Here is a 23,117-nt window from a genome sequence, read left to right on the forward strand (position 1 = left end):
AGTTAGATAGGCCAGATTCATGAACAAAGAATGGTATTATGCACTCGAAGGCACCTCCCATGGGCCTGTCAGCCAAGCAGATTTCGAGCAGCTCGTAGCGGCGGGTACCGTGCGCAGCGATACACTCGTCTGGCAGGAAGGTATGGAAGACTGGCTTCCTTATGCCCGGGCGGGTAGCGTCGGAGCGGCCCCCTTACCGCCACGGGCACCGATGGGCGAAGGCCAGGATCCTGCCCGCAGTGACGCCAACACATTTGTTGGCGCGCTTAAGGACGGATTTGCCCGCTATGTGGATTTCAAAACCCGCTCTACGCGCTCTCAATATTGGTGGTTCACACTATGGTCGGTTATCTTCAGCATCGCGACAGCAATCATTGATACAACCATCGGCATGGGTGACACGGGCCCAACAGGTCTACTGGCATCTTTGGCGATGTTTCTGCCTTCTATAGCAGTAGCAATCAGGCGGCTTCACGACATCGGGCGCACAGGTTGGTGGATACTGCTTATCGTGATCCCACTCATCGGCTGGATCGTTCTGATCGTATTTTACTGTACCAAGACCGAAGAGCAGCCCAATCAGTGGGGGCCGGTGCCGCAACGCTAAAGCTTCTGTCAGGCGCCCCCGACCCGGAGGCGCCTGCACCGCAATTAGGCGCGCGGGCCGATTGCCACTTCCAATTCCGCAATCCCCTCAACGCCGCCAGTGATCACATCACCCTCAACGATTGCGGCAACACCGGCAGGGGTGCCTGTCATCACGATATCCCCGGGGGCAAGAGTGATACTTTGGCTGAGGGTCGCGATATGATCCGAGACCGACCAGATCAAATCTGCGATATCGGCATCCTGCCGCACAACACCATTCACGGCGAGCCAGATCCGCCCGTTTGTCAGGCTAGGTACATCGGCGATGGGTTTGATTGCAGCAATGGGCGCAGAAAGGTCAAACGCTTTGCCCCAATCCCACGGACGGCGCGTTTCTTTCGCTTCTGCCTGCAAATCGCGGCGGGTCAGATCGATCCCGACCGAAGCTCCCCAAATGTGATCAGGCACATCACGCGCTGCAATGTTCGCGCCACCTTTGCCAATGGCGATCACCAACTCGATCTCGTGGTGCAAATCCTCTGTCAGCGGAGGATATGGAATAGTCAGTGGCGTATCGCAGGCCGCGTCTGACGGTTTGGTGAAAAAGAAAGGCGGTTCGCGGTCAGGATCATTACCCATCTCGCGTGCGTGGGCCTCATAATTGCGGCCAACGCAAAAAATACGCCGCACTGGAAAGCGCTCATCGGTGCCTTGAACGGCAAGGCTGGCTTGGGGCGGGGCGGGAAAAACAAACGCCATATATCGAACCTCTGGGATGCTGGATTGTTAGCCCCGACTAGACCCAAGAGCGGTCAAATTGTCCAGAGCTGCGGACGGCGTTAATCGCCCAGCTTTGCGTGCACCTCATCAAGGTCGATCTCGCCAATCGGCATCTTGTTAGCCGGGTTTTCAAAATCATATTTGAACAGGTTGAAATCACGTTTGTAGATTTCATAAATCAGATGCATCGACAGATCGTCAAAGTAATCCTCGACAGGGTGCGCGCGTTTTGGGCCGTGCCCTTCGCTCTCGTTGAAACGAGGGATCGTCGCAAGGTCGACCGCATGTGGTGTCTGTACCGCGTCGAGCACATCACGCATGCCATCATTAAATGTCTCGGTCCAGACGATTTTATCGTAGTTTCCCCCATTCACGATAAACGTACTGACATGCCCCGCCTGACCCGACCAATGAATATCGGGGTCCATAGGGCGCCGCCAGCGGATGGTGTCGCGGGCAAACAGCAAAAAGCGCCGGAAGCTCGCAATCTGGTCGAACTCCTGTTTCCCGTCATCACCGCCCACGTCAATCCCGTATTTCTGTGTCAAAAGTGGTACTAAATTACCACGGTACCGCTTACCGTTACGTTGGATCCCGCAAATTTTGTCGAAAAACGAACTCAGAATTCTGGTGTAAGGATTACGTACGCAAGTGAAGGCATAGGAACTGTGGGATTGAACATTTCGCGCAATAGGCTCCTGACTGTTCTCCAGTGCCCATTTATGCAAACCGCCCGTCGCGTCATGTATATCACCGTCAAAAAACACGCCATGATCGGAATAATACATAATTTGCCCGATTGTGGAGCATGCACATTTCGGCACCACACGGTACACAACGCTCTCGCTCTCGGTCATCCAGGTTCCGGGAAAACCCATGGTATATCACTCCTGCTCAGAACACTTTGCCGTCTCTTGGGACCGCTTTAAACAACAAAAGCAAATTATTGCTGTTTATTCAATGAGTGTTCACCATTAACTAGGTAAACAATCGAGTATAAAAATGGTTCATTGTTGCTGAATGGCGAAAATTGCCTACATCCTGCTGTGTCATAAAGACCCGGACGCCATTATCAAACAGGCGGATCGGCTTACAGCCGTGGGTGACTATATGTCGATCCATTTTGATGCGAATGCAGACCCAGCCCAGTACAAGGCGATCCGGACGGCCCTTGCCGATAACCCGAACGTAACTTTTGCCGCAAAACGTATTCGTTGCGGTTGGGGGGAATGGTCGCTTGTACAGGCGACATTGCATGCAGTGGAATCCGCCGTTGAGGCATTCCCGCGGGCTACGCATTTTTACATGCTGTCAGGCGATTGCATGGCAATTAAATCCGGTGAGTATACTCACCGCTTTCTTGACAATAACGATGGCGATTTCATCGAAAGCTTTGATTACTTCGAGAGTGACTGGATCAAAACCGGCTGGACCGAAGAGCGCTTGATTTACCGTCATTGGTTCAATGAGCGGACGCAGAAAAAACTGTTTTACTGGATGTTCAATCTCCAAAAGCGGTTCGGTCTCAGTCGTGAAATCCCTGCCGATATTCAGGTTCAAATCGGTAGCCAATGGTGGTGCTTACGCCGCCAGACCATCGAGGCGATCCTTGAGTTCTGCAAAAAGCGTCGTGACGTAATCCGGTTTTTCCGGACGACCTGGATTCCTGACGAGACATTTTTCCAAACGCTGGTCCGTCATATGGTGCCAGAAAAGGAAATACAGCCGCGCACGCTGACTTTTTTGATGTTCACCGACTACGGTATGCCGGTCACGTTTTATAATGACCACTATGACTTGCTGCTCAGCCAGGACTATCTGTTTGCGCGCAAAATCAGTCCGGATGCCCAAGACCTAAAGCGGCGATTGGGTCTTTTGTACTCTGCTCAGGGGGTGAATTTCCAGATCAGCAACGAGGGTCGTAGTCTGTTCAAATTCCTGACAGGGCGCGGGCGGATCGGGCGAAGGTTTTCAACCCGCTTTTGGGAAACCGAGAGCACACTGGGCCGTGAGCGCGAACTACTCATCGTTGTGTGTAAAAAATGGCATGTGGCCAAACGCGTGCTTGAGCGTATTCGCCAAAGTACAAATGTGCCCGCCATTGAATACGTCTTCAACGAAGAAGATGCCCAACTACCGGCCCTTGGTGGTATCGAAAAAACACTGGGTAAGCGAACGCGCCACCGCCGTGCATTGATGCGCATGTTGTTCGATTATTTCGAGACGGACCGGCTGATTGTTTGCATAGATCCTAGCAATCTCGATTTACTTCAGGATTTTGCTTCGGACCGCTCCGTAACGCGCATATTGGAAATTGATTGCACGTTCTCTGAGGACTATCTAATCGGTCACGCTATGCGTGTCGGCCTTGCAGGCGATCAAACGTCCCAAGAAACACTTGACCGATTGCTGCCGACCATCCGCAACGACATGGTTTTTGAAAGCGACGCCATCCGCGACGCCCAGTTCGAAAACCACTGCCGCATTCGTGAAGTAGCTTCACCAGATGACAATGCCGGAGAACTTGCAAAATTTCTGGGAGTGGGCCGTGACAAGGCCTATGAAATCGCCAGTACCGACTATCTTTTTGCTGATTAAGGAGCGCTTTTGTGGCCTATACGTATGATGACCAGAATATTTTCGCCAAAATCCTACGCGGGGAAATCCCAAACACGACCGTGCTCGAGACAGAGCATTCGCTCGCCTTCCGCGATCTTTACCCGCAGGCGCCTGTGCATGTGCTCGTCATCCCCAAGGGTCCCTACGTGAGTTATGACCACTTTGCCGCCCATGCATCAGACGCTGAGATTGTCGACTACACACGCGCCATAGGCGAAGTCTGTAAGCTTGAGGGCATCACCATCGACGCATCAGACGGTTTTCGCATGATCAGCAATGCTGGCGATCACGGGGTTCAGGAAGTGCCCCATTTGCATGTGCATATTCTGGGCGGCAGACGGATCGGACGGATGGTTCAACCGGCAGGCTGACGCATTTTTGCGATCTGCCGGTTGAAGAAGCACCAACGCTTCATTTTTTCTTGCGCCACGAGCCGAACCAGCTCGTAACGGCACCAGATGCTTCTGCCAGATCATCCTCAATCGCCTCAACGGTTGGATCAATGCGCGCTTTGCGGAACCGCCGCCAACGGACCCAGATGCCATAGACCACCGCCGCAATCAGCGTCAGGAGGATGATGTTAAGCCACGGAATGCCCTTTGAGGCGTCAGGCCCATCAACCGCCCGAACAGAAATCGCATTCGGGAAAATCGTCAAAAACTCGTTGCGCCAGCCATAATGCTTGATCGCAACATAGCGGGGGTTCGCCTCGGCTGACTTCAAGTCACCCGCCTCAGCCTGCAGGTTGGATGTGTCGAATTTGAAGTAAGGCGGCCAGCCCCAGCCAGTATCCTCATTGCGGTAGACCATCACGTCCCCGCCCACGCGGCGGGTCTGGATGAAAAATACATCGCGGTTGGCTATTGTCCCATCAGTTCCTACATCCGCCTTTGCCCAGAACAGGCGGTTCTCGCCCGGATCAATTCGCTTTTCATAGGTGTCTGTCACCCGCACGATGTCCACTTGCGGCAAAGTGTAGTGAAAAAAAGCCGCAATAATCAACCAGACGGTGATCCAGAATGTCCAACGGATAAGACCCAGCATGCAAAACTCTCTCAGGCAAAATTTGTAAGGTATACAACCACTGACACAAGGATAACCGGAATAACATAGACCGACAGGATCAATTTTCGGCGCAGCGATTTGTCATAATCCTCCAATCCTTGCTCCAGAAACGCATCCAAACTACCTTCTTGCCCGCCCTCCAACCATTCAGCGCGGAGCTTTCCCTTGCGGACGGCGCGAGAATACAGCGACAGACAAACGTATATTACGCTCAAAACGATGAAGCCGACAAACATCAGGCGGGCAAGTGCGGCCATTTCTTATCTCCCTTTTACTATGCCCAACAGGCCGAGTACTGCAATTCAATCCGGCTTTGGCGGCGGTTTGCGCGCATTGCGGCAACGGCAAAGCCTCCGGAGCGGGCGCTCTTGCGGAATGCGCACCACGAACGCTCTCATTAATAACAAGTTACTCCCGCCCGATGGATTGGGCAACACAGGCCTTGCTACCGTAAGGTTGGGCAACATGACGCATTAAAAAAATGCGCCGTCCGTCGCTGTCATTGTTTGGAAATACGCCGCCTTTTTCAACCCGATTAAATCGCTGCTCGACTGTGATGTATTCGGGCGAAAAGTTTTGACTTCTTCCGTCAAACACTCAATGGCAAAGTCCGGAAAAAAATCTGGCGAGATCAACGAGAGACAGTTTACCTTTCCCACTACTCCTCCGTCTGGCAAGTTACTTAAAAACGTGCGTTAAAAGGAGGCGTGAACAACTTTCTATGGAAAGACGCGCGATGACCCAAGCAATGACACGGATGGAGAAAACTGGCGAACCGGTGATAGGCGCACCGCCAACCGGCGATATCATTGACGGCGCGCCAGAGTTTAGGACATGGAAGCTTGATGATGTCGATGGCCTGCGCTGCGGCCTGTGGCAGTGTACGCCGGGAAAATGGTCGATGACCTATGATGTCTGGGAGTATGTGCGTATCCTTGAAGGCAAAGCGATCATAACGCCCGCCGATGAAGATCCGGTCGAGCTGGAAGCAGGCGACAGCTATATCCTGCGGGTCGGCTTGCGCTGCACATGGGACGTGAAACAGACCATACTGAAGGAGTTTGTGATCCGCGCATGAGGCCCGGCGCAAATCACAGTATCTTACTTGAGACCCAACAGAGCTTTGACCATCGGGCTTTCGGGGTCTGACAATGCATCAATTACGTTGAAATGATTCTTGCCCTCCTCAACGGTACGCCGCGCGCCCCATGAACGCGAAATCTGCTCCGCCTGCTCCAAAAACGCCGGGCGCTCATCCGTGCCGACCCAGATCGTCACATCAAGCCCGTGCGGAGGCTGCATGCTCACAAGGCTTTCCGCTTGGGCCTCTGCTGTATCAATACGCAGTATATCATTCATGCTTGTATCCATCAGCGGCGTAAGATCAGCGACAGGCGAAATCGCGACGATCTGTTTAATCCGCTCCCGAATCTCCGATGGCAGAATCAGCGGGTCCGTCATCCGCCCCACCAGATGTCCTCCTGCTGAGTGACCAACAAGGGCGATCGGCCCGCCGAAGGTCCGGTCCGAAACTTTGGTCACCGCCGCCGCGATCTGGCGGGTAATATCAGTAATGCGAACGTCAGGGCACAGATCGTAACCTGGCATTGCAACAGCCCAACCGCGGGAAATGGCACCCGCTGCCAGATGCGACCAAACGCTTGGGTCAAAGGCTTTCCAGTAACCGCCATGTACAAAGATTACTGTGCCTCGAGCCACGCCCTCGGGCTGAAAAAAATCAAACGTTTGTCGGTCCGACGGGCCATATCGTACACCCAGCTGCGCACGTGCGCCCAGCTCCTCTCGGAAGGCCTTTGCGGCGGCTTCCCAACGGGGGGGATAGGTTTCTGCGCCCTCGATATAGGCTCCGTTGGCATAGGCATCATCCAGCTTCATTGCGCGGATCCTCTCAATGTGAACTGGACAATCATAACCATACTTGGTTTGGGTTCCCAGACGAATTCAAGGAGAGTGTAAAATGACTGCTTCGACAACCGACCTGAAATCAATGCTCAAAGATCCAAGCCTACTCGAAACGCGTGCCTATATCGGGGGCAAATGGGTAGAGGGCGATGACGGGACCTTCGATGTTATGAACCCGTCACGCGGAGACGTTGTGGCAAAAGTGGCGAATTTGAGCCGCGCGCAGGTCGCAGGCGCCATCGCGCAAGCCGAGGCAGCACAAAAAGAATGGGCCAAGTGGACCGGAAAAGAGCGCGCAGCAGTTATGCGCAAATGGTTCGACCTCATGATGGAAAATCAGGATGATCTGGGTGCGATCCTGACCGCCGAGCAGGGTAAACCGTTGGCAGAAGCCAAGGGCGAGATCGCTTATGGCGCATCCTTCATCGAGTTTTTTGGCGAGCAGGCCAAACGCATCTATGGCGAGACTATTCCCGGCCATCAGCGTGACAAGCGGATCACAGTAATCAAGCAGCCCATCGGCGTCGCCGCCTCGATCACACCGTGGAATTTTCCCAATGCGATGATCACCCGCAAGGCCGCGCCCGCGCTGGCCGCTGGTTGTGCATTTGTCGCGCGCCCTGCCGCGGAAACCCCGCTGAGCGCCATCGTGATGGGTGTACTGGCAGATCGTGCAGGCATCCCCGCAGGCGTATTCAACGTCGTTCCGTCCAGCTCTTCCTCCGCCGTGGGCAAGGAATTCTGCGAAAACCCTGCCGTGCGCAAACTGACGTTCACAGGCTCGACCGAGGTCGGCCGTATCTTGATGAAACAAGCCGCTGATCAGGTCATGAAATGTTCGATGGAACTGGGTGGCAACGCACCTTTTATCGTATTTGACGACGCCGATCTGGATGCAGCAGTAGAGGGTGCTATTCTGTGCAAATTCCGCAATAACGGCCAGACCTGCGTATGCGCGAACCGTATTTACGTGCAGGCGGGTGTCTATGACACCTTCGCCGCCAAGCTGAAGGTAGCCGTTGAAAAGTTGAAAGTCGGTGACGGCTTTGCCGAAGGCGTGACCCTCGGACCCTTGATCAATCCGGCAGCGGGCGAAAAGGTCAAAGAGCATATCGATGACGCACTTTCGAAAGGGGCTACCGTCCTGCTCGGCGAGAATGGCGCGATGGACGGTAATTTCCTGCCGCCAACGATCATTACCGGTGTGACGCAGGATATGATGGTCGCACAGGAAGAAACCTTCGGCCCCCTCGCACCGCTGTTTAAATTCGATACCGTGGACGATGTCATCGCCATGGCGAATGATACGATCTTTGGCTTGGCCAGTTATTTCTATGCAAAGGATCTCAGCCGCGTCTACAAAGTGGCAGAAGCACTGGAATACGGCATCGTTGGCGTAAACACTGGCCTCATCTCCACCGAAGTTGCCCCATTTGGCGGCGTGAAGCAGTCGGGTCTGGGTCGCGAGGGTAGCCACCACGGCATCGAGGACTATTTAGAAATGAAGTATATCTGCATGAGCGTCTAAACCGCCCAGATTATGCAGCAAAAAGGCCCGGCGCATTCACCTGCGCCGGGCCTTCCACGTCTTAGTTCATTCTAGGAGAATGGATTAATTTATCGAACTAGCGTCTACTACATCTTTGGCAATGCTGGGGGTCTTTGACGCGATCCGAATCTGACGGGGCTTGAGTGCATCGGGAATCTGACGCTCCAGCGCGATATGCAGCATACCATCGGCATGGGCCGCTCCTGTAACAATCACATGGTCCGCCAAATGAAAGCGCCTCTCGAACGCACGGGTCGCGATACCGCGGTGGAGATATGTCTTTTCTTCGTCCTCATCTGCCTTGCGTGCCGATACGATCAGGGACTTTTCACGCACTTCAACGCTTAGATCGTCTTCGGAAAAACCCGCTACAGCAATGGAAATGCGGTAGGCATCGTCATCCAGCTTTTCGATATTATAAGGGGGATAACTCGGCTGTGCTGTCTCGGCGGTCAGGACACGGTCCATCAGATTGGCGATTTGGTCAAACCCGACTGTCGATCGGTAAAGCGGTGCAAAATCAAAATTACGCATGTGTTCATCCTCATAAGTGAGCGATTATCGTACGAGCCTTCCATCATTGGACAGGCCCAGTTTGGTCTATGTCAGAACCCTAGATAGGCGCCCTGACTGCTCAAATGTGGTGATAAAAAATCAGGTTTCAAGACCCGCCAGGACGGATGAACTTTGCACCACCTGCCGCGCGTGTGCCTGCTCCCATCCGGTTTAGCACCGCAGGAGGGGGTGCTCCTTCCGCAATAAGCTTTGCTTTGAGCGTAGCTACAATCTCGGGCAGAGCCATGCCTGTCGTGCGCTGCACGCCGTCAATCCGCGCTGAGCCGGAAACGATCGACGCGATCTTGATTTGTATCCCGTCGCGGATGAATACGGGCGCACCGGAGGATCCGAATGTCGTGTCGCAGCTCATGACCATCACTCCGTCAAAACTGCGCAATATCGCACAAGTCGATTGCAATGAAGGCACTGCATCGCGCCCTTGCCCGTAGGACACGACCGTAACCTCGCCATGATCAAGGGTCCGCTGCTCTACAACAAACGGGGCGATTATATGGCTCGCCACAGGGGTATGAAGGCGCAACAACACAACGTCATTTGCAATTCGGACCTTGGGATCTCCCGAATTGTAGTCATAGGCATCTGGCAGCGCGATCTGTAAAACTTTTCGCTCCGCCTCAACGCGGCCTTCGCGGTAACCGGCGCGAAACACCAGATCGCCAGGAGCGAGGCGTTGTCCTTCCCGAGTATAGACACAATGTGCCGCACTCAGAACCAGATCAGGCGCAATAAGCGTTGCGGTGCAGTAACTGCCATCGCTCGTATCAAGGCGCCCGACTGCTTTCCACGGTGATGCTTGCTCCACTCGCGTCAATCCCACGAGGGCACTATCAGCCAACGCCGGCACGGCGCAAAGTGTAAGTAATAATATAAGGCTACGGCGAAACAAATTTGGCGCCTCCGCCCAGCCGCTCCCCTGCTCCAATCCGGCGCTCCCCCGGCTTGGCGCCCAAGTAGATAAAGCGGCCTGCAACCAATTCGGCCTGTAATTCGGCCAGAGGTTGGCCCAGCGCTGTTCCGAGAGAAACCTGCTCGCCCCTCACTTCGGCCTTGGCAGAGACCACAGAAACAATCTGGGCTTCCCCGTCTTCAATAACAAATATCGGCGCACCACTTGAACCGAAATCAACCGAACAGGACGTAACCAAAACGCCATCCTGCCGGGCCAATACCGCGCACATTTCCTGAAGAGATGGCGCTTCGGCACGATCGAGCGCGTAACTCACAACACCAACACTATCGCCGGCACGCGGACGAGCCCCTGTGCCGAACGGCTTGATTGAGGTGTTGCGGATCGGTTGGTCAAGCTCCAGCAGCGCCAGATCATTTCGCACCCGTTCCGACGAAAGTTCTTCCTGATAAACATAGGACGGATGAACGACCACCCGTGCAACATCACGGTAAGCGCCGGCACGCCCGTTGCGCCAGCCTGCGAGAAACTCGATATGGCCCTTATCAATCCGCTCACCTGTTTCGCTGTCGTACATACAATGCGCAGCAGTCAGAACGAGCTTGGGCGCGATCAGGGCGCCCGTACAAAAACCTTTTCCGTTAATATCAAGCCGGCCAACTGCTTCCCATGCCTTCGCATCATCACCATTATCAAGGCGTTTCAGATGCGCATCTTGGGCAACTGCACCAGAAGCCAGCAACAATCCCAAAACGGTCAGTGCTACCCATGCTTTCAAGCGAATTACCCCATACATTACCATGAACCTTGCAGTTACAGACGCGGTAAGGCGAAATTAGGGCAATGTCATTATCGCAGACGCGGTATGCCGTCTCTATGCATTTCGCGCCCATCGAGGGCGTGTGGTTTCGGTCCACCCCATGCCCAATCGAGCAGTTCCACAGAATGGACAACAGGCACCGCTGTAGCAGAGCCAATTTGCATCATGCACCCAATGTTCCCCGCCGCGATCACATCCGGATTTTTGGCTTCCAGGGTCTTGACCTTACGCTCTTTCAGCTGCCCTGATATTTCCGGCTGCATCAAATTATATGTCCCCGCAGACCCACAACAGAGATGAGGATCCGCGGGTTCGACGATCGTAAAACCCGCCTTTTTCAACAACGTCTTGGGGTGTGTTTTAATTTTCTGGCCGTGTTGCAGGGAACATGCGGCATGATAAGCGACGACCATCCCCTCTGCAGGGCGGGCCGTTTTTGTGACCTTTGACCATTCTGCTTCAGGGCTCCATACGGCACTTTCTGAATCAGCTGTCAGCTCGATCAACACCTCAGAGATATCGCGCGCAATCGCCGCAACCCGTGCGGCGTCCGGGGCCAGCGGATCATTGCGAAACATGTGACCATAATCCTTAACAGTCGTGCCACAGCCGGACGTGTTGATCACAATGGCGTCAAGCCCGCCCTCGTCCATCTCGCGAGCCCAAGCACGAATGTTTTTCGCAGCGGTCACATGGCTTTCCGCCGTTTTTCCCATGTGATGGGTAAGCGCGCCGCAACATCCCGCGCCTTCTGCAACAACCACTTCAGCACCCAACCGCGTCAGGACGCGGATCGTAGCGTCATTGATATCTGTGTTGAGTGCCTTTTGCGCACAGCCTGTCATAAGAGCCACACGCATCCGCCGCGGAGCGAGCGGCGAAAAGGTTTGCGGATCATCATTCCGGCTGACCGGAGGGATCACCTTTGGCGCCATTTCCAAAATCGCCCTCAGGCGAGCGTCGGGCATGAACCGTGCAAAAGGACGGCCCATTTTGGCCCCCAGAAGCGCCACACGAAATCGCATCGGATAGGGCAATATCCGCGCCAGAACCCATCGCAGGGCGCGGTCCGTAAATGGGCGCTTGTAACGTTGTTCGATATAATCCCGCGCATGATCCACCAGATGCATGTAATGCACACCCGAGGGGCAGGTCGTCATGCAGGCAAGACAACTGAGGCAGCGGTCAATGTGTTTGACCGTTTTTGCGTCTGGCTCCCGCTCGTTTTCGAGCATGTCCTTGATCAAATAAATCCGCCCACGTGGACTGTCCAATTCGTCGCCCAATACCTGATACGTTGGACAAGTAGCCGTGCAAAAACCGCAGTGCACACAGGCGCGCAAGATCTCGTTGGCACGCTTTGTGCCCGGCTCCTTGAGTTGTTCCTCACTAAATGTCGTTTGCATCTTATTCCCTCACCCCGCCAAAAGGCTGGCACTTGCCAATCCAAACCATGGCACTGTTGTTCCCAGCGCACCACAAACGGCGCTCAGGCGCCGCATCCGCCCGCTGTGGTCCATACGCCGTAGTGATTGTGCTCCATAGGCCAGCACACCAATCCAACCGCCCCAAATGAACACAATACCACCTCCGGTGACCAGCAGGTTTCGCCCCCACAAATGCGCAAATCCGTAGCGAAGCGTCAGGCCAGTTGATGCGCAAACCGCCATAAATATCGCCAACCGCCTGAATGCCACAGGTGAAGGCCCACCCTGCATGAGCGCGCGAAATGCTAAAGGCCCGCCAATAAATATAATAAAGAACAGAACCAAAAGGCTCATCCCATCAACCCCGCGTTTAATACACTGCGTGGATCAAACCGGGCCCTCAGACCCGCGGTGATACGCGCCACACCTGCCGCCTCAGGCTCGAACCGCGGCTGACCGGTTCCACGCACCAAAGTCGCATGCCCGTCATACACACCCAATTGCGTACGCAAATCGTATCCTGCAGGTGTCAGCATCCAGATCAAACCGCCTGCCCAATCATAAAGGACGTTACGCGCACCTGATCGGGCTGCAAGCGAAGGGCCGTCGGATGGCTTGCAGGACACACGCCATACATCACCATCAAGGCCGGCAAATCCTGCAACATCCCGCCATGCAGTCCAACGCGCTACATCCTCTTCTACAACGGTTATTTCACCCCCTAGCAGTGCTTTGAGCTGTGTGCATCGGTAGCTAACAGATTGCGCGAACCCCTCAATCCGCAGCGATGTCTCTCCCGCCGCCGGGTCATGAGCCGCAGCCGACACCTCGAAGGGGCTGCCCAGCGCGCGGGCCAACGCGCTCACCGCAGCGACATCGTCCAATCCGTGCAACACCAGCGTCGCTTGTGTCTCAGGACGGGGCAACACCTTGAGCGATACCTCGCTTAGAACGCCCAACGTGCCGTGGGCGCCCGCCATCAGCTTTACCAGATCATAGCCAGTGACATTTTTCATGACACGCCCACCGTTTTTCACGATTTGGCCCATGCCATCAACATACCGCACACCCAGCAGGAAATCCCGTGCAGCGCCAACAGAAATCCGGCGAGGTCCGCTGATGTTTGCGGCTATAATGCCGCCAATTGTTGGTGTGCCACTGGTTGTCATCAAAGCGCGGTGATCCATCGGCTCAAATGCCAAACGCTGGTTTTCGGCTGCCAGTGCCACTTCAACATCTGCAACGGGCGTACCGGCCTGTGCAACAATTGTCATCGCTCCAGGTTCGTAGAGCGTGATCCCCGTCATTCCCGATGTGCCAAGTGGTGCACCGTCAACCCGCACCCCACGGGTGCCCCCGCCTTTCACGGCGAGCGGTTGGTCGGTTTCACGAATAATGCCGGCCAGCTCGGCCTCGGTTGTCGGAAGATACATATTTTTTGGCCTCGGTTATTCCGCTAGTATCAGAAGGATTAACTCCCGATCTGGTTGTTATTCCGCCGCGACCGGGATCTGGCGGCGCGCATCAGATGCATCGAGCGGAAACACCTTTGCCGGGTTGAGCAACCATTGCGGGTCAAAAACGTCTTTTACGGCCATCTGCGCTTCAAGGTCGTTCGCGGCGTACTGCACGTGCATGAGGTCACGCTTTTCAATACCCACCCCATGCTCGCCTGTCAGGCATCCGCCCACCTCGACACACAGCTTGAGAATTTCAGCGCCGAATGCCTCGCACAATTCCAGATCTCCGGGTTTATTTGCGTCGAACAAGATCAGCGGATGCATGTTCCCGTCGCCCGCGTGGAATACGTTACCCACCTTCAGGCCGTACTCCTTGGACATCTCACCGATACGGCGCAAAACATGCGGCAGGCTGGATACAGGAATTGTACCGTCGAGGCACATGTAGTCGTTGATTTGCCCCATCGCTCCAAAGGCTGATTTCCGGCCCAGCCAGATCGCCGCACTTTCCTCCGCAGACTTGCTCTGCCGCAGCTCAACGGGATTATGGCGGCGTGCAATCTCCATGATGAGATCCAGTTGGTGGTCAATTTCGGCGTCCGATCCCTCAACCTCGACAATCAGGAGCGCTTCGCACATCGGATATCCCGCATGGGCAAACGCCTCGGTTGCCTCAATGCAGGGGCGATCCATAAACTCGATTGCCACAGGCAGCACGCCCGCCTTGATAATCGCGGTTACACAGGCACCTGCAACCTCGCTGTCGTCGAAACCCATCAAAACAGGGCGGGCTCCCTCGGGCTTGTGCAGAATCCGCAATGTTGCCTCAGTCACAACGCCCAACTGCCCCTCAGAGCCACAGATCAGCCCCAGCAGGTCAAGACCACCCGCATCCAGATGCGCCCCCCCGATATCTACGATTTCGCCGTCCATCATGACCATCTTAACGCCCATAAGGTTGTTTGTGGTCACGCCATACTTGAGGCAATGCGCCCCACCGGAATTCATCGCGATGTTGCCCGCGATGGCGCAGGCAAGCTGGCTGCTGGGGTCAGGTGCGTAGAAAAACCCGTCTTCTTCCACTGCGCCCGTTACGCTGAGGTTGGTGCGCCCAGTTTGCACACGAATGAAACGGTTATCGTAATCCGTCTCGATCACATCGTTCATCCGCGCCACGCCTAGGATTACGCAATCCGCCGTCGGCAGTGCCCCGCCCGCCAGCGAGGTACCAGAACCACGCGGCACAACTGGAACGCCTTCCTCATGGCAAATCCGCAAAACAGCTGACACTTCCTCCGTAGTGGTTGGCAGCACCACAACCATAGGCGCGCACCGGTAAGCGGTAAGCGCATCACATTCATATGCACGGGTTTCGCGCTCGTCGTGAATTACCGAACCCACAGGCAAGACCCTGCGCAACCGCTCCACAACGCGAGATTTTCTTGCAATGACAGCAGGATTAGGGATTGGCATTTCCATTGTCGGCGCTCCTGATTGCTTGCGATACTCTTATTTGGTAATATTATATTACCAATTTTCGAAAACAGCAAGACTCTTGCTCGTTAATGATAAGCGACTTGCTATTTAGTCTTGGTAAACGAGTAGGAGATAAACCCGAAAAGACGCTTTCAGCACAGGCATGTCGTGCCTTTGACTGGCCTTGGGGCCGGCAACCCCTTAAAGAGAAAATATGATTTCACTCGCCAGTTTTTCTTTTCTGTCTTTTCTCGACGTAGTCGCTATCGGCGTTATCCTGATTCTCTGGGGTGGCATAGGTTGGCGCATCGAGCATCCATCGCTGAAGCGGCCTTCGACCTCGCTGATTATGGCGGGATACAGGCGCCAATGGATGGACCAGATGACCGGACGAGAGGTGCGGATTTTTGATGCCCAGATCATCGGCACATTGCGACAGGCCACATCATTTTTTGCATCGACCTGTGTTATTGCCATCGGTGGTGCGCTCGCGCTGATCGGAAACGCGGAACAAGTTGCCGGTGTCGCTGCCGACCTTACACAAACGCGCGACCCCGCAATTGTGTGGGAGGTGAAACTTCTTGTGATCGTGATGTTCCTGACCAGCGCGTTCCTGAAATTCGTATGGTCCAACAGGTTATTTGGCTACTGCTCTGTTATCGTCGGCGCGACGCCCAACACTCCCGGAGACCCGAAATCATCTGCTTTTGCTAGCAAAGCCGCGCAATTGAACATTACAGCGGCTCGTAGCTTCAATCGAGGGTTGAGAACTTTGTATTTCGGCTTGGCATCAGTAGCCTGGCTTGCAGGTCCGATCCCCTTAATTGCCGCCGCGATAACTACATGTGTTGTAATCTGGCGGAGGGAGTTTGCTTCACAATCGCGCAAGGCCCTCTTGGAAGATGTCATCTGAGCAGCTATCTAACTAGCTTAATATTGGATGGTATCATGATCAAACGATTCTTGCTCGCGCTCACAATGCTGGCCACACCGGCTTTAGCGGACAATGCTGTCGTCCGGAACGTGAAGGTTGTGAAGGTTGGCGGCGCTTATACATTTGATGTCACAATCACTCACACCGATACTGGCTGGGATGATTACGCAGATATGTGGCGTGTCAAAGACACCAGTGGCGCCGTGCTCGGAGAGCGCAACCTTGCCCATCCTCATGTGAATGAACAACCTCTGACCCGTTCGCTTTCAGGCGTACAAATACCAAATGGCGTGACAGAAGTTATTATCGAAGCACATGACACAGTGAACGGTTGGAACCCCGAAGGAAAGACTGTCAAGCTGCCCTAAACCCTGTGATAGGGTCCGCCCGACAGAATAGAGGCAGCGCGGTACAACTGCTCTGCCAGCATGGCACGAACCAGCATATGCGGCCAGACCATCGCGCCAAATGACAGAAGATGATCCGCCTCGTTGCGCAAGTCGGGATCAATTCCATCCGCCCCACCGATAACAAACACAAGATCGCTTCGGCCCGCATCCCGCCAATCGGCGATGCGGTTCGCGAATTCGGGTGACCTCTCGACCACACCACGCTCGTCGAGAGCACATACAACCGCGCCCTGTGGAAGAGCACGGCGCAACAGTGCTGCTTCTGCTGCCATCCCGCCACCCTTACGATCATCGACCTCCAAAACAGAAACCGGCCCGAGGGAAAGCCCACGGCCGGTTCTGTCAAATCGTGCAATGTAGTCGTCGATCAGGGTCTTTTCAGGACCGGCACGGAGCCGCCCGACGGCACAAATGTGTACCTTCACCGGTGCTTACGCCTCGGTCTCAGGCTGCCCCAACCACATCTTTTCGAGTTGGTAAAAGTCGCGGACCTCAGGACGGAAGACATGAACGATAATGTCGCCCGCATCAATAAGCACCCAGTCACCCGATCCTTTGCCCTCGGTGCGCACGGCATGGCCGTATTCATCCTTAAGCCGCTGAGCAAGCTTTTCGGCGATCGCACTAACCTGACGTGTCGAGCGGCCTGAACAGACGACCATGTGATCGCCAATCTCGGACTTTCCACGCAGATCAATCTGCACGACATCCTCGGCCTTGTCATCGTCAAGCGAGGCAAGAACTGTTTCCAACAGCAGGTCGCTGGTGGCTGTTTTCTGACCGGCCATTATGACCGCACCAGATTGCGCAGCAGAGGCTGCGTGAAGTTGCGTAGACAGGACATTGTCCTCCTTTTGTCGCGCCGACAGTCCCCCGGCGCTGGGGTGAGGCCTTTAATTAGCAACCCAATAGCCTGATTTCAATGTCGGGCGCCACCCCGTGCATTACCAACCCTCTTCTGTGACGATTTTATCCGCATCGGCGCCAAGAGCTTTAAGCGCTTCGCGCACGTCATTTACGAAGCCTTCAGGGCCACAAAGGTAGAATGTGCGGTCAAATCGTGTCAGGTGTTTCTTCAAAAATGTTTTATCAACTTTTTCCTCTTCAACATCCGTATCGACGTTTTCTCCATCAGTAACAGTGAAGATTGTCGTCAGCCCATCCATCTTTTCCCATTTTTCCCGCAGAATCACATCTGCTTCTGTTGCGTTGGTAAAAATGAGCGTGCAGTCCATTTTGCCCGACTTAGCGTGCTTTTCCAGAATTGGAATGAAGGGCGTGATCCCCGCCCCCGCAGCGATAAATACGCCCGGACCGTGATCCGATATGGCACCAAACGGGTCTACAATCTCGACGGTGTCGCCTGTTTCGAGCTTGGCAAGCTGCTCTGTCACACCATCATGATCGGGGTAGCTTTTGATCACGAACTCAAGCGTACTTTCATCGGGCAACGATGTGAAAGTAAATGGGCGCGGCTCGTCTCGCCAGCCATCTTTCATCAAAGTAAGCTCTGTGGCTTGTCCAGCCTCAAAATCCAACCCATCCGGCTTGTTAAAAACATAGCGGTGGGTATCCGGGGTCAGCTGCACTTTGCTTTGCAGTGTCAGAACATGTGTCATTGGTATCTCCTTTGAAAGACCAACACACCGCAGAGGCCAAGTGTTCCCTCAGCTGTCGTCGAGTAGTTTTACTTCGCGCTGCGGGAACGGGATGGAAATCTTGTGCTCTTTGAAGGTATCCCAAAGGGCCAGATAAACATTGCCGCGAATATTGGTAAGGCCCCCAGTAGGGTCCTTGATCCAGAACCGCAGGATATAATCAACCGAGCTATCCCCGAATCCTACGATATGGCACACGGGCGCCTTAAAGCTGAGTACTCGCTCAACCGAGGCAGCCGCTTCAATCGCGAGCTTGCGCACGACATGAGGATCGTCCCCGTATGCAGTACCAAAATGGATATCCAGCCGTACAAAATCATTGGAATGGGACCAGTTCACCACCTGGCCAGTGATCAGGTCCTCATTCGGGATCAGGTATTCCTTTCCGTCCCGCGTCACCACTGATGCATAGCGCGCGCCTAGCGTCTGGATCCAGCCGAATGTCTCGCCCAGTGATATGACATCACCTGGCTTGATCGACTTATCGAGTAGAATGATCACGCCTGAAACAAGGTTCGACACCACCTTTTGCAGACCAAAACCAAGGCCCACACCAATCGCTCCAGACAGAACGGCGAGTCCGGTCAGATCGATCCCTACGGCCTTGACGCCCATGTAGAACGCGATGCCATACATCGCTAACTGCACACCCTTGACCGCAAGCACCTGCATGGAAGGACTGATGTCTTCATTGCGCCGAATGGTGCTGGCAGTCGCAGTAGAGGCAACACGCGCCAGCGTCACCAGCAAGCCAATCACAACAATCGCTGTAATCAATGTCAGCACAGACAGGCGGAATTCGCCGACCTGAAGGGCAACACGGTCAAGGAACGTCGCCACGCTGTCTGACAGGTTCAGCAGATAAAGCGTGCCGTAGATCCACAAAGACCACGTCACAATCCGCCGCATCGGGCGGTTGCGAACCAGCCGTGCGGCAAATGCGATCGACAACCAGACCACCCCGAGCTGGGCCGCGAGACCGATCAACACAGACCGGGATGGCCATGTAATGCTTTGCATTACAAAGTAGACAATCCCCACCAACAGGCAAAACCACATCAGCCCGAGGCGCCGCTTGATCTGGACAATCACACGCAGTTGCCATTTTTCCCAACCTTCGCGCGCACGCACCCATTCCTGCAAGATTGCCCCACTTCGGCTGTGGAGCGCCCATGAAATCAAAGCGACAACGAGGATAATAACGACCTGATTTCGCCGCCAGCCGGGTTGGACCACGTCACCGAGAAAGCTGAAGGCATTCGCCCAAAGCAACTGAAGTGTTGTGATAAATTCTGCGAATGGATCAATCGGGTCTTGCATGGCTTTCCCTTAATTCGCACGAATCGTCGCACGAAGTGCCGTAACCTGCAAGCCACGTGCCCCACAAAGGACACTCACCGATCGGGAGGAAAATTGCCGCCCTTGGACACGCTTGCAGGAGGCCAGACAGGCGTGTATCTTAACCTTATGAAATATGTGTTCAACAAAACTGACCGCGCCCGCCTTCCGGACCGCTTTTTCGGTGCTACGCATACTGTGCTGGCACGACTATAGCCCTGCCCTGCGCCAGCGGGAGGATTCCCGCGCCTGACTTACGAAACCATCACATCATCCAAGGGAGAGGACCATATGTCCCCCAAAACGCTCTATGATAAAATCTGGGACGCTCACGTTGCCCATGAAGCTGATGACGGCACTTGCCTGCTTTATATCGACCGCCACCTCGTCCATGAGGTGACGTCACCGCAAGCATTCGAAGGTCTGCGCATGACAGGCCGTACCGTTCGTGCACCCGATAAAACAATCGCAGTGCCGGACCATAACGTGCCCACAACGCTGGATCGCGCCAACGCGGCAACCATGACCGAGGACAGCCGCATTCAGGTCGACGCCCTTGACACCAATGCAAAAGAATTCGGCATTCACTACTATCCTGTCTCCGATGTACGCCAAGGCATCGTGCACATCGTAGGTCCCGAACAGGGCTGGACCCTCCCCGGCATGACAGTTGTCTGCGGCGACAGCCACACCGCCACCCACGGCGCGTTCGGCGCACTGGCCCACGGTATCGGCACATCCGAGGTCGAACACGTGCTGGCCACCCAAACGCTGATCCAGCGCAAGGGCAAGAACATGAAGGTCGAAATCACCGGTAAGTTGCGGCCTGGCGTCACCGCCAAGGACATTACACTGTCGGTGATCGGTGTTACCGGCACCGCAGGCGGCACCGGATATGTGATCGAGTATTGCGGTGAAGCGATTAGAGATTTGTCCATGGAAGGACGTATGACAGTCTGCAACATGGCGATCGAAGGTGGCGCGCGCGCAGGCCTGATTGCTCCGGACGAAAAGACATATGCTTATTGCATGGGCCGCCCACACGCACCGAAAGGTGCGCAATGGGAAGCTGCTATGGAGTGGTGGAAAACCCTCTACTCGGATGATGACGCCCATTGGGACAAGGTTGTGACCCTCAAAGGCGAGGAGATCGCACCTGTCGTCACATGGGGCACTTCCCCAGAGGACGTGCTGCCGATTACCGCCAATATCCCCGCAGCAGCCGACTTCAAGGGCGGTAAAATCGAAGCGGCGCAGCGTTCGCTTGATTATATGGGCCTTACGGCCGGCACACCGCTTACTGACGTCCAGATCGATACGGTATTCATCGGGTCCTGCACTAACGGTCGGATCGAGGATTTGCGCGCAGCGGCCGCAATCTTGAAGGGCAAAAAGATCAAGGAAGGTATGCGGGCCATGGTCGTGCCCGGATCCGGACTTGTCCGTGCGCAAGCCGAGGAAGAAGGCCTCGCCGATATCTTCATCGAGGCAGGCTTCGAATGGCGCCTCGCGGGCTGTTCCATGTGCCTTGCGATGAACCCTGATCAACTCGCCCCCGGCGAGCGTTGTGCAGCAACCTCAAACCGTAACTTTGAGGGCCGTCAAGGTCGCGGCGGACGTACGCACCTGATGTCACCCGCAATGGCAGCAGCGGCAGCCGTGACAGGTAGACTCACAGATGTACGCGAGATGATGTAGCGGACGCTCACCAGTTTTCTCCAGCTCCCCCTCCTTGGTCAAGTCACCAGCGAGGAGGGACTGGAAGGACCGAGGAGCAGCGCCCTTTCTTCCAATTCAGGAAAGCCTTGACCCATGAATAAATTTACCACCCTGAGCGGCATCGCCGCGCCCATGCCCCTGATCAACATCGACACGGATATGATAATTCCGAAACAGTTTCTAAAAACCATCAAACGCTCCGGCCTTGGGGTGAACCTGTTCGACGAAATGCGTTATGATGACGATCGCAACGAGATCCCGACATTTGTATTGAACAAGCCACAGTACCGCGATGCGCAGATCCTTGTCGCCGGTGACAACTTCGGCTGCGGCTCCTCGCGTGAGCATGCGCCATGGGCTATCGCAGATTTCGGCATCACTTGCGTAATCGCCCCTAGCTATGCCGATATTTTTTATAACAACTGCTTCAAAAATGGCATTCTGCCCATCATCCTGCCGCAGGAGCAGGTGGATATTTTGATGAAAGATGCGGAAAAAGGTGCAAATGCCCGTATCGAAATCGATCTCGAAAACCAGAGCATTACCTCGTCCGATGGTGAGGTGTTCACATTTGAGGTTGATGCGTTCAAGAAACACTGCCTTATGAACGGCCTCGACGATATTGGCCTGACGATGGAGAAAGCAGCCTCCATTGATACCTTCGAGACCGCAGCAGCCCAGAGCCGTCCTTGGGTCTGAGCCAGTAGCTTTAGTTAATTTGCTTAAGCGTAATTTAACTAAAGCTATAATTTGAGCAAATTTTCTAGTGGGCGTATCCTATGCATCCACTAGATGTTGCGGTCGCCTTATTTGCGCCGCGCAAATGATGCAACATCGCACCACCCTTTCCCTCAAAACGCCTCATCGCTCCAGTTAACTGACGTAACAGTCTTGAGAACTAAGGCGAAAGGAGGCATGATTGTGACAACAATGAGGCAGGCCTTCCGACCCGAAGGCATCAAGTTGGAACAAGCACGCGACAAACGCGGCTGGCCAGTTTGAAAGGGATAGAACGTTGATAGCACGTATCACCAGCGCTGCGGCGCGTGGACTTTTGGTTGCGACCATGATCATGACCCCTGCGCTCGTCCTGCCGGGCCTCGATGCTGATTCGACGCAAATAATTCTTCTGGTTGGGCTACTGGCCGCAATCCTTACATTTGTTGAGTATACCTCAGTTTTCCCGAGTATTGTTGAATTTCGTGACGCGGCTCCGTTCAACAGACTGCGCTTTACCTCGCTGTTCCTGACAGTGTTTTTGCTGAGCGCGATTGTAAAAGGCATGACTGATCCAACGGTGCTGACGATGGCGCTCACCTCGATCGGTACGATCGTAGGCAATGCGATGGACTTCCCTTACTCTCCCGTTCGCATGGTTGTTCTGATGCTTCCCGTTGACGCAAACTATGAAACGGTAAGCTTTGTGCGAACGGCAGCCGGTTTGTCCTATCTCATTTCGCTGATCGCAATGACGGCATTTGTGTTTCTAGTCCGCATTCTGAACTGGCCTGCACGTGCGGGTGCTTTCAATGTCTGGGTAAATCTCCCTCTGTTCGATCCTACTGCGGGTGGGGATGTACTGGAGCGGCTGCAGCGTGACGCGCGGGTCAACATCGCCCTGGGATTCCTTTTGCCCTTCGCCGTTCCGGCAATGGTCAAACTAGCCTCCGGTCTGATAGACCCTGTAACATTGCAGAATCCGCAAACCCTTATTTGGACAATCGCAGCATGGGCCTTTCTTCCGGCAAGCATCATCATGCGCGGCATCGCCATGGGCAAGATTGCCGATATGATCGAGGAAAAGCGCAAACGCGCCTATGCCGAACAGGCAGCCGCAGGATTGCAGATCGCCTGATACGCACACT

At 54.7% G+C, this 23,117-nt stretch carries 26 protein-coding genes; 10 read left to right on the forward strand and 16 right to left on the reverse strand.

Going from position 1 to position 23,117, the window contains the following annotated elements; translation table 11 throughout:
• Positions 1 to 19 precede the first annotated feature (19 nt).
• Positions 20 to 607, forward strand: coding sequence for a DUF805 domain-containing protein (locus C8N30_RS06645; RefSeq protein WP_025063724.1), 588 nt, complete (start codon positions 20 to 22; stop codon positions 605 to 607).
• A gap of 44 nt (positions 608 to 651) precedes the next feature.
• On the opposite strand, the gene C8N30_RS06650 is transcribed toward C8N30_RS06645, so the two are convergent.
• Positions 652 to 1,347, reverse strand: a complete 696-nt coding sequence (locus C8N30_RS06650) for a fumarylacetoacetate hydrolase family protein (protein ID WP_025063725.1) — start codon at positions 1,345 to 1,347, stop codon at positions 652 to 654.
• Positions 1,348 to 1,427: 80 nt separating this feature from the next.
• On the reverse strand, positions 1,428 to 2,246 hold the full coding sequence (locus C8N30_RS06655) for a sulfotransferase family protein (protein WP_025063726.1): 819 nt from the start codon (positions 2,244 to 2,246) through the stop codon (positions 1,428 to 1,430).
• 142 nt (positions 2,247 to 2,388) lie between these two features.
• On the opposite strand from C8N30_RS06655, the gene C8N30_RS06660 reads away from it, so the two are divergent.
• Together C8N30_RS06660 and C8N30_RS06665 are read left to right on the forward strand one after the other, a co-directional pair.
• Positions 2,389 to 3,966 carry a DUF5928 domain-containing protein gene (locus tag C8N30_RS06660; protein ID WP_025063727.1) on the forward strand — a complete coding sequence of 526 codons (1,578 nt, stop codon included), beginning with the start codon at positions 2,389 to 2,391 and terminating at the stop codon, positions 3,964 to 3,966.
• A gap of 11 nt (positions 3,967 to 3,977) precedes the next feature.
• Entirely contained in the window at positions 3,978 to 4,358 is a 381-nt protein-coding gene (locus tag C8N30_RS06665; protein WP_025063728.1) for an HIT domain-containing protein, read from the forward strand.
• Positions 4,359 to 4,398: 40 nt separating this feature from the next.
• On the opposite strand, the gene C8N30_RS06670 is transcribed toward C8N30_RS06665, so the two are convergent.
• Positions 4,399 to 5,028 carry a DUF1523 family protein gene (locus C8N30_RS06670; protein WP_025063729.1) on the reverse strand — a complete coding sequence of 210 codons (630 nt, stop codon included), beginning with the start codon at positions 5,026 to 5,028 and terminating at the stop codon, positions 4,399 to 4,401.
• 14 nt (positions 5,029 to 5,042) lie between these two features.
• Entirely contained in the window at positions 5,043 to 5,309 is a 267-nt protein-coding gene (locus tag C8N30_RS06675) for a hypothetical protein (RefSeq protein WP_025063730.1), read from the reverse strand.
• A gap of 479 nt (positions 5,310 to 5,788) precedes the next feature.
• On the opposite strand from C8N30_RS06675, the gene C8N30_RS06685 reads away from it, so the two are divergent.
• Positions 5,789 to 6,130: a cupin domain-containing protein gene (locus C8N30_RS06685; RefSeq protein WP_025063732.1), complete on the forward strand. Its 342-nt coding sequence runs from the start codon at positions 5,789 to 5,791 to the stop codon at positions 6,128 to 6,130.
• A gap of 23 nt (positions 6,131 to 6,153) precedes the next feature.
• Here C8N30_RS06685 and C8N30_RS06690 read toward each other — a convergent pair whose 3' ends face one another.
• Positions 6,154 to 6,948 (reverse strand): alpha/beta hydrolase, encoded by a 795-nt coding sequence (locus C8N30_RS06690; RefSeq protein WP_025063733.1) that lies wholly within the window; start codon positions 6,946 to 6,948, stop codon positions 6,154 to 6,156.
• An 82-nt stretch (positions 6,949 to 7,030) separates the two neighbouring features.
• Here C8N30_RS06690 and C8N30_RS06695 point away from each other — a divergent pair, with 82 nt between their 5' ends.
• A complete protein-coding gene (locus C8N30_RS06695; protein WP_025063734.1) occupies positions 7,031 to 8,503 on the forward strand; it encodes an NAD-dependent succinate-semialdehyde dehydrogenase in 1,473 nt (490 codons plus the stop codon).
• Positions 8,504 to 8,587: 84 nt separating this feature from the next.
• On the opposite strand, the gene C8N30_RS06700 is transcribed toward C8N30_RS06695, so the two are convergent.
• The 7 genes from C8N30_RS06700 to C8N30_RS06730 form a co-directional block, all read right to left on the reverse strand.
• A complete protein-coding gene (locus C8N30_RS06700; protein WP_025063735.1) occupies positions 8,588 to 9,058 on the reverse strand; it encodes an Hsp20 family protein in 471 nt (156 codons plus the stop codon).
• Positions 9,059 to 9,185: 127 nt separating this feature from the next.
• Positions 9,186 to 9,905: a trypsin-like serine peptidase gene (locus tag C8N30_RS06705; protein ID WP_025063736.1), complete on the reverse strand. Its 720-nt coding sequence runs from the start codon at positions 9,903 to 9,905 to the stop codon at positions 9,186 to 9,188.
• Positions 9,906 to 9,975: 70 nt separating this feature from the next.
• Complete coding sequence (locus tag C8N30_RS06710; protein ID WP_051567236.1) at positions 9,976 to 10,806, reverse strand: trypsin-like serine peptidase; 831 nt, start codon at positions 10,804 to 10,806, stop codon at positions 9,976 to 9,978.
• A 53-nt stretch (positions 10,807 to 10,859) separates the two neighbouring features.
• The gene (gene glcF / locus C8N30_RS06715; protein WP_025063738.1) at positions 10,860 to 12,236 is read right to left on the reverse strand and encodes a glycolate oxidase subunit GlcF; all 1,377 of its coding nucleotides are present in this window, start codon (positions 12,234 to 12,236) and stop codon (positions 10,860 to 10,862) included.
• A gap of 9 nt (positions 12,237 to 12,245) precedes the next feature.
• Positions 12,246 to 12,611, reverse strand: a complete 366-nt coding sequence (locus C8N30_RS06720) for a hypothetical protein (protein WP_025063739.1) — start codon at positions 12,609 to 12,611, stop codon at positions 12,246 to 12,248.
• On the reverse strand, positions 12,608 to 13,690 hold the full coding sequence (locus C8N30_RS06725) for an FAD-binding protein (RefSeq protein ID WP_025063740.1): 1,083 nt from the start codon (positions 13,688 to 13,690) through the stop codon (positions 12,608 to 12,610). The genes C8N30_RS06720 and C8N30_RS06725 overlap by 4 nt, the downstream gene beginning before the upstream one ends.
• Positions 13,691 to 13,747: 57 nt before the next feature.
• The gene (locus C8N30_RS06730) at positions 13,748 to 15,196 is read right to left on the reverse strand and encodes an FAD-linked oxidase C-terminal domain-containing protein (protein WP_025063741.1); all 1,449 of its coding nucleotides are present in this window, start codon (positions 15,194 to 15,196) and stop codon (positions 13,748 to 13,750) included.
• Positions 15,197 to 15,407: 211 nt separating this feature from the next.
• On the opposite strand from C8N30_RS06730, the gene C8N30_RS06735 reads away from it, so the two are divergent.
• Positions 15,408 to 16,106, forward strand: coding sequence for a DUF599 domain-containing protein (locus C8N30_RS06735; RefSeq protein WP_025063742.1), 699 nt, complete (start codon positions 15,408 to 15,410; stop codon positions 16,104 to 16,106).
• Between the two features lie 35 nt (positions 16,107 to 16,141).
• Positions 16,142 to 16,495 carry a hypothetical protein gene (locus C8N30_RS06740; protein WP_025063743.1) on the forward strand — a complete coding sequence of 118 codons (354 nt, stop codon included), beginning with the start codon at positions 16,142 to 16,144 and terminating at the stop codon, positions 16,493 to 16,495.
• Here C8N30_RS06740 and rlmH read toward each other — a convergent pair.
• From rlmH to C8N30_RS06760, 4 genes are all read right to left on the reverse strand, one after another.
• Positions 16,492 to 16,962 (reverse strand): 23S rRNA (pseudouridine(1915)-N(3))-methyltransferase RlmH, encoded by a 471-nt coding sequence (gene rlmH, locus C8N30_RS06745; RefSeq protein WP_025063744.1) that lies wholly within the window; start codon positions 16,960 to 16,962, stop codon positions 16,492 to 16,494. The genes C8N30_RS06740 and rlmH overlap by 4 nt on opposite strands.
• Before the next feature lie 6 nt (positions 16,963 to 16,968).
• A complete protein-coding gene (gene rsfS, locus C8N30_RS06750) occupies positions 16,969 to 17,328 on the reverse strand; it encodes a ribosome silencing factor (protein ID WP_084273621.1) in 360 nt (119 codons plus the stop codon).
• A gap of 153 nt (positions 17,329 to 17,481) precedes the next feature.
• On the reverse strand, positions 17,482 to 18,156 hold the full coding sequence (locus tag C8N30_RS06755; protein WP_025063746.1) for an FAD-binding oxidoreductase: 675 nt from the start codon (positions 18,154 to 18,156) through the stop codon (positions 17,482 to 17,484).
• 48 nt (positions 18,157 to 18,204) lie between these two features.
• The gene (locus tag C8N30_RS06760) at positions 18,205 to 19,515 is read right to left on the reverse strand and encodes a mechanosensitive ion channel family protein (RefSeq protein ID WP_025063747.1); all 1,311 of its coding nucleotides are present in this window, start codon (positions 19,513 to 19,515) and stop codon (positions 18,205 to 18,207) included.
• Positions 19,516 to 19,824: 309 nt separating this feature from the next.
• Between C8N30_RS06760 and leuC the strand changes: the two genes are divergently transcribed.
• The 3 genes from leuC (at position 19,825) to C8N30_RS06780 (ending at position 23,107) form a co-directional block, all read left to right on the forward strand.
• On the forward strand, positions 19,825 to 21,231 hold the full coding sequence (leuC, locus tag C8N30_RS06770; protein WP_025063748.1) for a 3-isopropylmalate dehydratase large subunit: 1,407 nt from the start codon (positions 19,825 to 19,827) through the stop codon (positions 21,229 to 21,231).
• A 114-nt stretch (positions 21,232 to 21,345) separates the two neighbouring features.
• Complete coding sequence (gene leuD / locus C8N30_RS06775; protein ID WP_025063749.1) at positions 21,346 to 21,951, forward strand: 3-isopropylmalate dehydratase small subunit; 606 nt, start codon at positions 21,346 to 21,348, stop codon at positions 21,949 to 21,951.
• A gap of 316 nt (positions 21,952 to 22,267) precedes the next feature.
• The gene (locus C8N30_RS06780) at positions 22,268 to 23,107 is read left to right on the forward strand and encodes a membrane protein (RefSeq protein WP_025063750.1); all 840 of its coding nucleotides are present in this window, start codon (positions 22,268 to 22,270) and stop codon (positions 23,105 to 23,107) included.
• Positions 23,108 to 23,117: the final 10 nt, after the last annotated feature.

The organism is Sulfitobacter guttiformis, from assembly GCF_003610455.1.
Taxonomy (GTDB): Bacteria; Pseudomonadota; Alphaproteobacteria; order Rhodobacterales; family Rhodobacteraceae; genus Sulfitobacter; species Sulfitobacter guttiformis.